The sequence below is a fragment of the Pseudomonas bijieensis genome (genome assembly GCF_013347965.1).
GTDB classification, from domain to species: Bacteria; Pseudomonadota; Gammaproteobacteria; order Pseudomonadales; family Pseudomonadaceae; genus Aquipseudomonas; species Aquipseudomonas bijieensis.
Map to the genome: position 1 here is coordinate 5,255,816 of NZ_CP048810.1, position 12,847 is coordinate 5,268,662.

Annotated in this window: 7 protein-coding genes, 1 tRNA gene and 1 pseudogene; 5 read left to right on the plus strand and 4 right to left on the minus strand. The window is 60.2% G+C overall.

Features of this window, described 5'->3' with window-relative positions; genetic code table 11:
- The first annotated feature begins 5 nt into the window (after nucleotides 1-5).
- Nucleotides 6-239, plus strand: coding sequence for a helix-turn-helix domain-containing protein (locus GN234_RS23150; RefSeq protein ID WP_176689133.1), 234 nt, complete (start codon nucleotides 6-8; stop codon nucleotides 237-239).
- On the opposite strand, the gene ggt is transcribed toward GN234_RS23150, so the two are convergent.
- The 3 genes from ggt to GN234_RS23165 form a co-directional block, all read right to left on the minus strand.
- Nucleotides 221-2,062 carry a gamma-glutamyltransferase gene (gene ggt / locus GN234_RS23155; protein ID WP_176689134.1) on the minus strand — a complete coding sequence of 614 codons (1,842 nt, stop codon included), beginning with the start codon at nucleotides 2,060-2,062 and terminating at the stop codon, nucleotides 221-223. The two genes, GN234_RS23150 and ggt, sit on opposite strands and share 19 nt — an antisense overlap.
- Nucleotides 2,063-2,262: 200 nt before the next feature.
- Nucleotides 2,263-2,339, minus strand: a tRNA-Met gene (locus tag GN234_RS23160).
- A gap of 103 nt (nucleotides 2,340-2,442) precedes the next feature.
- On the minus strand, nucleotides 2,443-4,500 hold the full coding sequence (locus tag GN234_RS23165; RefSeq protein ID WP_116834277.1) for a methyl-accepting chemotaxis protein: 2,058 nt from the start codon (nucleotides 4,498-4,500) through the stop codon (nucleotides 2,443-2,445).
- 331 nt (nucleotides 4,501-4,831) lie between these two features.
- On the opposite strand from GN234_RS23165, the gene GN234_RS23170 reads away from it, so the two are divergent.
- Nucleotides 4,832-6,049: an MFS transporter gene (locus GN234_RS23170; protein ID WP_116833452.1), complete on the plus strand. Its 1,218-nt coding sequence runs from the start codon at nucleotides 4,832-4,834 to the stop codon at nucleotides 6,047-6,049.
- A 217-nt stretch (nucleotides 6,050-6,266) separates the two neighbouring features.
- Here the strand turns inward: GN234_RS23170 and GN234_RS23175 are convergent, their stop codons facing one another.
- A complete protein-coding gene (locus tag GN234_RS23175; RefSeq protein ID WP_176689135.1) occupies nucleotides 6,267-8,567 on the minus strand; it encodes a hypothetical protein in 2,301 nt (766 codons plus the stop codon).
- 511 nt (nucleotides 8,568-9,078) lie between these two features.
- Here GN234_RS23175 and GN234_RS23180 point away from each other — a divergent pair.
- The 3 genes and pseudogenes from GN234_RS23180 to GN234_RS30435 form a co-directional block, all read left to right on the plus strand.
- Nucleotides 9,079-9,648, plus strand: coding sequence for a hypothetical protein (locus GN234_RS23180; protein ID WP_163856661.1), 570 nt, complete (start codon nucleotides 9,079-9,081; stop codon nucleotides 9,646-9,648).
- A gap of 38 nt (nucleotides 9,649-9,686) precedes the next feature.
- Complete coding sequence (locus GN234_RS23185; RefSeq protein ID WP_233459484.1) at nucleotides 9,687-10,787, plus strand: ankyrin repeat domain-containing protein; 1,101 nt, start codon at nucleotides 9,687-9,689, stop codon at nucleotides 10,785-10,787.
- Between the two features lie 773 nt (nucleotides 10,788-11,560).
- Nucleotides 11,561-12,535 (plus strand): annotated as a pseudogene (locus GN234_RS30435) (PDC sensor domain-containing protein); the annotation flags it as partial.
- Nucleotides 12,536-12,847: the final 312 nt, after the last annotated feature.

The following is a 12,847-nucleotide window of genomic DNA, read 5'->3' on the forward strand; positions in this document are numbered from 1 at the left end:
ACCTCATGCCTATCGTGATTCAACTTGATGTAATGCTGGCGACACGCAAGGTCAAATCCAAGGACCTTGCCGCTGCCATAGGCATTACCGAAGCCAACCTTTCCTTGCTCAAGCAAGGAAAGGTCAAGGGCATACGCCTGGCGACCCTCGAGGCTATTTGCAGCTATCTGCAATGTCAGCCAGCCGATCTGCTGGTCTATCAGCCCCCGAGCGAGGTTGATCAATCCCCCAGCGCTTGACCCTCGCGCCTTGGATCCGCGCCGCCGGCCAGAGACGTTTTCCCTTGCGCATCACGCACCCGGACGATGGCCTGGGTGCCGCTGTTCATGTCGATCTCGCTCACGGTGTGGCCCTTGTCTTTCAGGGCCTGGATCAGCGTCGGGCTGAACTGCCCCTTTTCCAGTTCGGTGGGGCCGTTGCGGCTGCCGAAGTTGGGGAGGTTGATAGCGGTTTGCGGGTCCAGGTTCCAATCCAGCAGACCAATGACTGACTTGGCGACGTATTCGATGATTTGCGAGCCGCCGGGGGACCCGACAGCGGCCACCAATCTACCTTGCTGATCGAAGATCAGCGTCGGCGCCATGGATGAGCGAGGGCGTTTGCCCGGTTCGACGCGGTTGGCGACTTTTTGCCCATTCTCTTCGGGGATGAACGAGAAGTCGGTCATCTGGTTGTTGAGCATGAAGCCCTGGACCATCAAATGTGAGCCGAACGCCGATTCCACCGTCGTAGTCATGGACACCGCGCCACCCTGATCGTCCACAGCCACCACTTGCGAGGTGGAAATACGCAGTGGGGAACGGTCCGGGGCGTAGGCCACCTGGATGCCCGGTGGGGTGCCGGGCTTGGCGACACCCATGCTACGAGGGCCGATCAGGCTGGCGCGGCTGGCCAGGTAACCTCGGTCGACCAGGCCTTTGAGCGGTACCGCGACAAAATTCGGGTCGGCGATGTATTGGGCGCGATCGGCATAGGCCAGGCGCTCGGCTTCGGCGATCAGGTGCACCGCTTCGGCGGTGGGTTCAATGCCGGCGGGTTTAGTGGTCTTGAGAGGTTTCAGGGGCGCGAGGGCGGCGCTGCTGTCGCGCTGTTCCAGGGCCTGCAATGTCCCGAGGATCTGCGCCACGGCAACCCCGCCCGAAGACGGTGGTGGCATGCCGCAGATTTGCCAGCGCTTGTAGTCGGTGCACAACGCTGGCCGCTCCCGTGCGGTGTAGCCCTTAAGGTCGTTCAGCGAAAGACTGCCGGGGTTGGCGTGGCCCTGCACCTTGGCGACGATTTCCTCGGCAACCGGCCCTTTGTACAAGGCATCGGGGCCTTCGTGGGCGATGCGCTTGAGCACGCCAGCCAAGGCTGGATTCTTCAGCACAGTGCCGACCGCTTTTGGGCTGCCATCGGCATTGAGAAAGTAGGCCGCCATGTCTGGCGAACCCGGCAACGACGGGTCGGACGCGATCAAGGCATGCAGTCTGGGAGAGATCGCGAAGCCCTGCTCCGCCAGCGCGATGGCCGGCTCGAACAGCGTCGCCCATTCGAGACGGCCATGTTTGCGATGGGCCAGTTCCAGTCCGCGCAATACCCCCGGTGTACCCACCGAACGACCGCCGATCTGCGCGGCAGTAAAGGGCATGGGTTGGCCGTCGGCTTGCAGGAACAGTCTTTCGGTGGCGCCGGCCGGTGCCGTTTCGCGTCCGTCGTAAGTGCGTACGGCGTTGCCATCCCACAGCACAATGAACGCGCCGCCGCCGATGCCTGAAGATTGCGGTTCCACGAGAGTCAGCACCGCTTGCATCGCAATCGCCGCGTCGATGGCCGAGCCGCCACGTCGCAACATCTCCCGCCCGGCCTCGGCCGCCAACGGATTGGCCGCGGCAGCCATGTGCTTGTCGGCGTAGCGGGTCTGTAGATCGGTGCGGTAGCCGGAGACGACCTCCGGTGGGGCAGGCAATGCCGGTGTGGTTGTGGAGGAGGGCGGGGCCTTACAGGCTGCGAGTGTCAGAGCGACAGCCAGCAGCGAAACGGCTGACAGGTGACGAAGGTTCGGTTTCAGATCTGTAGGCACGTGTCACTCCATCCGTGGGCTTGGGATATAGAGGCTGACTGTAGTCATGGGCGGTGTGTGGCGCAAATCAACACCAGACTGATGGAGCCTGGTGCCACCTCGCCACTGAGGCTCAAGACCACTCTGAATCCTGATAGAGCAGGTACTTTTCGCGAGGCATAAAAAAACGGCTTATCTTTCGATAAGCCGTTTTTAGTACTTGGTGGCTACACAGGGACTTGAACCCCGGACCCCAGCATTATGAATGCTATGCTCTAACCAACTGAGCTATGTAGCCAAGTGGCGCGCATTATTCGCCGGTAACGAAGATGTGTCAAGCGTAAATCTGAAATATTTCTCTGCGCTTTCAACCGCTTAACAATCCTCGCTGCAAATCCTTGTCAGCCGAGCTGAAATCTCCCGGTGTTGGCGCTCAAGGCCTGGCTTCCCTGGCTCAGCGTGTCCGCCGCCAGGTTCACCGCTCGTGCGCCTTCGAGCAAGCGCATGGCCGCCTGGTCGACCTGCTGGATGTTGCCACTGACCTCATCGGCGGTGCTGGCTTGTTCATCCACGGCAGTGGCGATCTGCGCCAGGGTGTCGGTGACGCTTTGCACCGCGCTGGCAATTTCTCCCAGGCGTTCGCCAAGGCCGGTGACCGCTTGGGCGTCGGTCTGGGCCTGGCCGCAGGCGGCTTCCATCAGGCTGACGGCTTCGTTGACCGTGGCGCGCAAGCTGTCGACAGTGGCGGCAATCTGTTGCGTGGAGGACTGGGTGCGTTGTGACAGGCTGCGCACCTCGTCGGCCACTACCGCGAAACCACGGCCCTGTTCTCCGGCGCGAGCCGCTTCAATGGCGGCATTGAGGGCCAGCAGATTGGTCTGCTCGGCCACGCCACGGATGGTATCGACCACCAGTTGAATCTGTTGCCCCTGTTCACTGACTCGCCCCAATGCGGCGGCGGTTTCGTTGAGGCGCTGGTTGAGCTGCTGGATGCTCGCCGTGGTGCGTTGGCTGTCGCGGCTGCTGTCGGTGGCAATGCGGCGGGTTTGCTGGGCGCTGTCGGATGCCTGTTCACAGCTCTTCGCCACGCCTTGGGAGGTGGCGGCCAGTTGCGTCGCGGCGGCAGCGATCTGGCTGATCTGCATCTGTTGGGCCTCGACTTCTCCCAAGGCGCCGCTGGAGTGCGTATTGAGGGTGCGCACGGCATTGCTCAACTGCAACGTTTCGTGGTCCACCCCCAGCAGGCTGGTGCGCAACTGCACCACGGCGACGTTGAGGGCAGTGCTGATGGCCGCCAGTTCATCGCGCCCTTGCACCGGCACTTGCAGGCTGAGATTGCCGTCGCGCAGGGCTTCGGCCAGCAGGGTGATACCACTGGCGCTGCGCCGGATCGACGCTTGCAGGCAAACAAAAAGATACAGCGCGGCCAGCAGCAGGCAGCCCAGCACCGTCGCTACCAGGGTGAACTGGCGGATCGCCGAACCGTGGTAATGGTCCAGGCGCGTATCCAGTGCCACCAGCGACTGTTGCCGCAGGGTCGCCAGATCAGCGAGAAGGGCATCCATGTGTTTCTCGAAGTCTTCGGGCTTGAGGTTGATGGAGCCGCCGAACACGCCGTCATCCAGCACTTTCAGGCCAGCATCCAAGTGCTTGAGGCTGCCCTGGTACTGTCCGGCCCAGGTTTGCAATTCGCTGGGCAGGCGGGTTTCCAGGAGTGCTCCGGTCTTGACCAGTTGGTCCCGTGCGTCACCGATACGGCTGCGCAGATCCCGCAGTTGCAGGCGACTCTGCAGCGTGAACTGGCCCGACACCACGGAGGCCTGGCCGACGCTGGCCAGGCGGCCGACCCGTTCGATCAGGTCGGGCGTCTGCTGAGTGGAAATCTGCGTCAGCAGATAGGTTTCCAACCAGGAGGCGAGGGTCAGGCGGTTGTCCATGACCATCTGCTCGCGCAAGGCTTGCAGGGCGCTGAGGGCGGCGGTGAAGCGGTCGTAGCCGTCGGGCCACCAGCCCACGCTGCCCAGGCTTTTCGAATCCAGACCGTTGAGGCTGGTTTGCAGGGCTTGATAGCGGGCGAGGGTATCGGCTTCAGCGCCTTCGGTTTGCAGGGTAGTGGCCAGGTCACTGGCGGCCTGGTTGAGGGCCGGTTGAACGGCATCGAATGCCGCCATGGCAGCCAGCGTCGCCGGGGTTGGTTGCCGATTGGTTTCGGTGGCACGCCAGCGGGCGGCGCGGTTGCGCTGGGCGGTGAGCAAGTTGTCGAGGTTATCCAGGGCCAGCAATTGGCGCACCCCGGTGCGTTCCCCGGAAATCAGGCTGAGTTTGTCGCGATAATCCTGGCCGATTAGCCACAGGCTGCCCATGAGCGGCAGGATAAAAAGCAGGAACAGCAATTGGAATTTGCGGGCGAAGCCGAAGTGCCCCAACAATCTGATTCCGGGTGATAAAAAAGCCTGCATGCCCATACTCCCCTGAACACCTTTGCACTGTTTTTGTGCGTTTCTACACAAGTGCTGAAACAGGTGCCCTTTTAAAAGGCCTCGAAAGTTTGTCCAAATCGGCTCGGTAGGCCAGCTCTGTAGCGAAACTTCCCATTCTCGGTCCCCTTTGTAAGGGGCCGCGTTGTAGCTGATTAACAAGGCAAGATTCAGACCATGGCGTTGAGCTATCACCTTGGATTTCGACAATTTTTCAAGGTCGATAGCTAGCTAAGGGGATAGCCTTGCTGCACCGAAAAATGGCACATTGACGCACCTGCCCGCGTGCGCCCTCTGTCGTATGGAAACTCCCATGGCTATCAGCAATACCCAGGCTGTCACCCCACCCGTTACCGCCCCGGCGCAAAGCAGCCCGCTGGTCATGCGGATCATCGGCGCCGTGGCGCTGGCGCACCTGATCAACGACTTGATCCAGGCGGTGCTGCCCTCGATTTATCCAATGCTCAAGGACAGCTATGGCCTGACGTTCACCCAGGTTGGCTTGATCACCTTGACGTTCCAGTTGACCGCTTCTTTGTTGCAGCCTTGGGTCGGTTATCACACTGACCGCCACCCCAAGCCCTGGCTGCTGCCGGCCGGAACGGTGTGTACGCTGGTCGGCATTGTGATGATGTCCATGGTCGGCAGTTTTGCCTTGATCCTGTTGGCGGCGGCATTGATCGGCATCGGTTCGTCGACCTTCCACCCGGAAGCGTCGCGGGTGGCGCGATTGGCCTCGGGCGGCCGCTTCGGGCTGGCGCAATCGACGTTCCAGGTGGGCGGTAACGCCGGCTCGGCCTTCGGCCCGCTGCTGGCGGCGGCGATCATCATTCCCTACGGGCAAGGCAATGTGGCCTGGTTCGGGTTGTTCGCACTGTTTGCGCTGTTCGTGCTGTACCGCATCAGCCGCTGGTACGCCAATCACCTGAACTTGTTCAAGCTCAAGCAAGGCCAGGCGGCCACCCATGGCCTATCCAAGGGCCGGGTCTTGAGTGCGCTGGTGGTGCTGGGGCTGCTGGTGTTTTCCAAGTACTTCTACATGGCCAGCTTCACCAGCTACTTCACGTTCTATCTGATCGAGAAGTTCGACCTGTCGGTGGCCTCTTCGCAGTTGCACCTGTTCCTGTTTCTCGGAGCGGTGGCGGCGGGGACTTTCTTCGGCGGGCCGATTGGCGACCGGATCGGGCGCAAGGCGGTGATCTGGTTCTCGATCCTCGGCGTGGCACCGTTCACCTTGATCCTGCCTCACGTCGACCTGTTGTGGACCAGTATCCTCAGCGTGGCCATCGGTTTCATCCTGGCCTCGGCGTTCTCGGCCATCGTCGTGTATGCCCAGGAATTGGTGCCGGGCAATGTCGGGATGATAGCCGGCGTGTTCTTCGGGCTGATGTTCGGTTTCGGCGGGATTGGCGCCGCGTTGCTGGGGCATCTGGCGGACATCCGTGGCATCGAGTACGTGTATTGGTTGTGCTCGTTCCTGCCGTTGTTCGGGGTATTGGCGATTTTCTTGCCGAGGACTCGAAAGGCCTGAGGCGGGGAGCATCGATGTGACTGAGCCTGCGCAATCGCGAGCAGGCTCGCTCCCACATGGGGTTCGGGTGTTCATAGCATCTGGGCACGACACAAAAACCTGTGGGAGCGGGCTTGCTCGCGAAGGCGTCGGCACTCCAACATCATTGCAAGCTGACCCTCCGCTATCGCGAGCAAGCTCCCACAGGGGCCCGCTCCTCATGCCTGCGATTCACCCCTCAAGGACGGTAGATACTGGCCTGGATGGCGCCAGGGTATTGCTTGTACCCGCCCGTGTTGCACAGTGGTGTCGACAGTTGGTAGTCGCCCGCCGTCGTGGCGTTGGCGGTGCGCACATTACCGGCCGCGAACCCAGAGTAATCCTGAAAGGCATCGAACGAGGCGATTGGCTCGTCGAAGTAGTTGCCACGGGAAGGGTCGAAGATCGAGAGAGTGATCGCTACGCCACCAGGATATGCAGCTTCGGCCTCGATCAACACCGTCTCGTAGGGATACAGGGTTTGTGGGGACGGCCCGGCGGAGGTGGGGGATGGATTGAACACCGTGGCCACCAGCGTGTTCGGGCTCAGGTTGGTCAGCGCGATGACCAGGTAATTGGCGGCGTTGCCGCTGTAGGTGTAGGGCCGCGTCAAGGCGAACGCCCAACCGTTCCTGCTGTTAAAGAAGTCGTCCTTCGAGCCACCGTTGTCCCACACTTGGGTGAGCGCGATTTCTTCCGGATAGATTGACCAGTCCGTCGAGTCGGCGATCCAGTATTTGAAGTAGGTCCCGTCGATCGCCGCAGTGATGTACTGCGCATAGGCGGGCACACCGTCGATGGGGTTGTCATTGACGTCCAGGTATTGGTAGATCTGGAATTTGGCCGGCAGCAGCATCTGCATCACCGACAGCACGTAACCGTGCTTGGCGGCTGTCACCATGTTTCCGGTTTCACCGGAGTTCCAGAACAACCCGTCGGGCGCTTTGGAGGCGATCAGCGTATAGGTGACCTCCAGCTTGGCCCAGTCGGTCAGTATCGCGTTTTCCATGCTGCCGAAAGTGCTCAGCAACCCTTCGAAGGTAACGCTCAATTGCCCCCAGAGGTCGGCGTAGGCCACCTGGAACAGGCTGGGAGAAACACTCGAACTCTGGGCCGCAACCGCCACATTGATGCCGCTCTGGAGAACGTTGGCCGCGACGGCGAAATAATTGATGTCGCCTTCCATCGTCTCCGCCGAGAGCACGGTGTAGATGACGCCCGAGAGCACCGCCAGGATGATGCCGCCGATGTTGGTCGAGTCACCGTCCTCGAAGCCGGCATCCTGGCCCAGCTCGGAGAGCAGCGCCCCCTGGTCCACGAACAACTGGGTGTGGAAGCTGCTGTAGCAGGCGAACAGGCTGTTAACAGCGCTCGCTGCGCTGAGCTCCAACTTGAGTTGATCGACCACGGGTTGCCAGACTTGCGGCTCGAATGCGCTGTAGTCCAGGCCGAGCATGTCTTGTCGGTAACCATCCAGGGTGCTGGCGCCGTTGGTGTACTGTTCGCGCAGGATCAAATGGGGTTGATTGTTCATGGCGGCCAGTTTGCTGTTGATCCAGTCGTAGACCACCTGTTGGTCAGGCGTAAAGGCTGGAAAGGGCGGGTCGGACGCCGGCAAGGCCATGATGCTGTCCAGGGGAGTGGTGGGCATGAAGTACCATTGGCCCGAGGTGTCGGTATCTTGCATCTGTACCGAGCCCTCTGCGATGTCGACACTCAGGTACTGGTTCGAGCCGCTGTTCTGGAGGGTGGTGGGGCCCAGTCCCGTTCCCCAGAGCCAGGTCTGCTCGACCGGGACGGGCACGTTCTGTGTTGTGTTGATTGCCGTACTGCTGCCTGCATCCTGACCCAACACCAACCCGCCGAGCAGCCCACTGAGCAGCCGTCCATCGGCGGTGATTTGCCAGATTTGGTTGGGCGAACCGGCCACGAAGGGGCTCAACGTCATGCCGTCGGAACCGGCGGTGAGTACAAAGGGCACGCCTTTCACGGGCGCGACGAGGCTGCTTTGCACATTGACCCAACGAGTCGGTGGCCAGACCTGATAGTGATTGCTGCTCGAGGCCCAGCAGGCTTGGCCGAGGGTGTTGTACAGCACCAGGTTACCGTCGTTCTGTACGCGCAATTCCTGAGGGTCGATGCCGTTGGTATAAGGCGACCACGCCACGTTGCCGTCGCTGGTACCCAGGACCAGGTTGCCATCGGTCTGGACGTCGAAATAGGCACCGTCGTCGGTGTTCGTGGCCCAGATCGCGCTACCGGTGAACGAGCTGTTGGCCGACACGGGCCCCGTGACGACCTGGTACAGCACCAGATTGCCGTCAGTCTGCAGCAGCAACACATAGCCGTTGCCGGCCGCTGCCGCCCACTGACCGGGCAGCATCCGCGTATTGGGTGGAATGTTGCCGCTGTCGGCCTGGACCGGCTCGCCGAGTGGCATGGTGCGGAAAATGCTGGGGTTGGTGGATGTTGCCAGCGCTGTATCGCTCAGGTTGTTCATGTGAATCTCCTTTTCACTGCATTGGGTGGACGCCTTGCGGTTGTTGTCGGAAATGAGCGACGGGGCATGGGCCGGGCTGCGGTCGCACAAATACCGCGCGTCTATGCCCACTGCGCCGACTCGATCGGTCGGGAAACCTTGCAAGTTTGGTGTTGCAACCAGGCCTGGAGGCGCATCAACAGATCCAGGAGGTGGTTTGGATGAGGGGGTCAGCCAGGCTGATGTCTTGCAATGCGGCCAGTCGCTGGCGACGGTGTGGAAACGGAGGGGGCAGGTCTCTTTATATATCCATAGGTTGCGAGACGGTTCATACGAATCTCCCTATCTGCGGATGAAGGCGTTTGAGTGATATGCCTTGCAGAACGCGCATGAAGTGTAGCCCGGCATTCATACCCTGCCTGAGGTTCTTCGAAGCGATTCCGGGAGGTGTCATACTTCGCTGAACCCATGCACTGCCATATCGAGCGGGCGCCTGCCTCCAGCCGTCGCTCAGGCCAAACGCGAGACTTTCATGGAAGAAACGGCACATCACATCGCAAAGAATCGGCATCTGGCACAGACCTTGGCGACCGCGTTCGATATTGATTTCGCTCCTGTGCCTGACGAGTCGGTATGGTTTACCGTCAAGGCGCCAGAGTCTTTCCTGCCTATCGCCACCGAAGGCGCTGGCGGTGTATTCCTGCAGGGGGGTTCCAGCGATTCGATTCTCTACGTCACCTCTGAGGGGCAGGCTGGAATAGTCGCGGCTTCGCTCGCGGAGTTTTTGCAACTGGTGATGGCTCATCCCTATTGGTTTGATCTGTTGAAATTCTCTGGAGGCGGCCAACTGCGAGAAATGGAGCGAGTTGCCCGGTACCTCGAAGAGGATCTGCTTGAAGATAAACCTAGCATTCAGATGTCTCGTGACATCGTTGCGCAGGCATTACTACTCGCTAGCGCACCAGGTCCGATTTCCGCACTTCACTTTGCTGTTACAAGTATCGGTGCAGGGGTCTCAGTGCAGGCACCGGATGGCACCGAGTGCAGCGGGCTCTTTGGTTCATTTGTCGTGGAAGACAATCGGATGTGGCGTGAGGTTTAACCCCATCGAGATGGCTGTTACCAATGAAATCCAGTTTTATGATGAAGACCTTTTTGATCAGAACGGTGACCGCCGCCATGGGTAAGCGTAAACGCAAGACATTGCCGAAGGATTTCGCTCAGTTGCTGGAGCGGGCCTCGTTTGCCGAGCTGGTTGCCGTGTTCGATGAATGCGAGCTTGAAGCCACCGGCGGTTACAGCAAGAGCACCGCGCTGGGCTTCTACAACTGTCCCGATGAACTGGCCCGCTGGCTGGTGGAGCAGGGCGCCGACATCAATGCCCGTGACACTTACCAACGAACACCCCTGCACCATCGCAGTTCGAGTTGGATCGGCGGTGTCGACCTGCTACTGGATCTGGGCGCCGATATCGAGGCGCAGGATTACCAGGGCTACACGCCGCTGCATGCCGCGGCCAACAGTCACAAAGCCGAGGCCATCGCTGCCCTGATCCGCCGCGGCGCCAGCGTCGATGCCAGGAGTCGGCAGGGACAGGGTGTGCTGCATATTGCCCTGGCGACTACCCGCAATGCCGATATCGAGGCCACCGCGAAAATCGCCCAGACTCTGCTGGCGGCAGGGTTGCAACCCGATGACGGCATGCTCGCCGAGGTGCAGCGCATCGGCCGTGAATTCGAATTTCATCGGGCCTCCTTCAACCCGGACTATCTCGAGGCAACGGACGCTGCCCTGGCCAGTCTTTATCGTCTTTTCGACGTCACTCCCGTTGCCTCCCGCAAGGTTCACGACGGTCAGGCCGCTATCGTCGTCACGGCCAGTGGCTGGCCTGACCAGCATCAGCAACTGTGGGAGCTGCTGGTGCCATCCTCTGGCGCCGCAGCGACGATGCAAGGTGAGGTGATCCGCATCAGTGGCCGTATATCCCGAGAGATTCACCACAACGGCTCGGCCAACTGGGACGCGGATTTCAAAGCGATGTTGGCGGCTCTGGTTGACCACGTGGGCAGCGCCGTGTCCTTGCCGGCGGCCGAACTCGCTGAAACACGGGCGCTGGCAGTTGCTCTGCGCAATGGCAACGATGACGCCGAGCACACTGATCGTCTTTGTGAATTGGCTGTGCGCTGGGTCATCGCCAACCCGCAGCCGGTGCCATTGGCGATGCCCTCCTATAGTCGATAACGCGACGGGGTGCCCAGCCCTTTTCAGGATCAAATGGCCCGGCGTGACGCCTCAGATATTCCCGGTAAGGCACGGTGTTCACGTCGCTTGTGGACACTTTCATCCGGATGATGGGGCCCGGCGAATTACGCCTAAAGCACTATTTTGTATAAGTCCTAAGTTCGATTTTGTACAAATCTCGACCGTGTTAATTTGCTGTTGTGGTTATTGGTCTGAATGGATTCTGCGGCATTATTCAAGGGTGACCCTGTGGTTACTGGACAAGCAGGCTTCGCATTCTTTCCAGCTATCGCCCTTACTGTCCTGGACATAAGGCCTTCGGTTCCTGACTTGAATACCTCTACTGCTTTTGTGCCCCCAACCTGCCACGTTTCAAATACTTATAAAGCAGCTGTATCGCCGTGCCCTTTCAAGGCGATTGTCTCGTAGGCCGCGTAAACAGCCGTGATCGATGCTTATTCGCTGCGTCGTGCATGAGTTAGAGACCGTCGTCTTTAACGCTGGCAATAAATAGAAATCAGGCAGGGGATGATATGAAGTTCAAGTCATTGCAGGCACGCATTTGTGTCACGGCAGGCGTTTGCCTGTTTGTTTCATCGGTCAGCCTGATTATCTACGGGCTCTTTACCGCACGGGCCAATGAGCAATACGTGGCCACCGAAGTCTCGGCGCTGGTGGAAAAATCAACCATCCGGGAAATTCAGAACCTGGCCGAATCCCGGGCCAACGCCATTCAGGCCAAGTTGCAAAATGCCCTGGATGCGGCCCGCACCATGGCCAATGCCTTTGCCGCCAGCAAGGCCACGCCAAGCCCCCTGGCATTGGGCCGGGAGCAGATCAATACGGTGTTGCTCGGCGTCCTCAAGGACAACCCCGATTTCAATGGCACCTATTCCTGCTGGGAACCGGATGCGTTGGATGGACAGGATCTGGCATCGCGCAACACCCAGGATGGCAGTAATCCACAGACGGGGCGCTTCACGCCTTACTGGACCCGCAGCGCCGGTGGCCATGTCGCGGTGCAGCCGTTGGTCGAGTATGACTCGCCGGATCGTCACCCCAATGGTGTGCCTAAAGGCGGTTGGTACAGCGGCCCGCGCGACACCCTGAAGGAAAGCGTGCTGGACCCCATTCCTTACGTGGTCCAGGGTAAAAACGTATGGCTGACCACCTTGTCGGTTCCGATCGTCGCCAATGGCAAGTTCTATGGTGTGGTCGGGGCGGACTACGATATCGCCTTTATCCAGAAACTCAGCGAGCAGATGTCCGCCGAGCTCTACGGTGGCAAGGGCACGGTGTCGATCCTGAGTAACCAGGGGCTGGTAGTCGCGGACAGCCAGCGCACTGATCTGATTGGTCAGTCCATCAAGGCCTTGCTGCCTGAGTCCTGGGAAAAAGTGCTGAGTGATATCCAGGGCGGTCGTAGTGACGGCTTGCTCAACCCTCAAACCCAGAATATCGAAGTGCTGATGCCCATTACGCTCGGTCGTACTGGCAAGCCCTGGGCGGTACTGATTCGCCTGCCCAAGGCCGTGGTCATGAGCCAGGCCATTGCCCTGGAGCAGGAGTTGCAGGCGCGCAGTATCAGCAACAGCATCTGGCAAGTCTCGGTAGGCTTGGGTATTTCGCTGCTGGCCCTGGCCGCCCTGTGGTTTGCCGCCGCGAAGATCGTCGGGCCGATCCGCGAGGCCGCGGCCTTGGCCGCCAACATCAGCCTGGGGGATTTCTCCCGTCGCTTGGTGCAGAAATCCGAGGATGAAGTCGGGCAGTTGTCTGCGGCCCTTAACGACATGTCTGAAAGCCTGCAACGGCAAGTGCGGGTGGCCGAGCGCATTTCCGAGGGAGACCTGGACCTGGAGGTTCGCTTGTCTTCGCCCCACGATACCCTGGGCAAGTCACTGGAGAAGATGGTCAGCAACCTCAATCAACTGATTTCCGAGGTTCAAATCAGCGCCACGCAGATTACCGGCAGCTCGGCGCAGGTTACCGACCTGAGCCAGTCACTGTCCGATGGCGCGTCCAATTCCGCCTCGTCCATCACCGAAATCAGTGCGGTGATG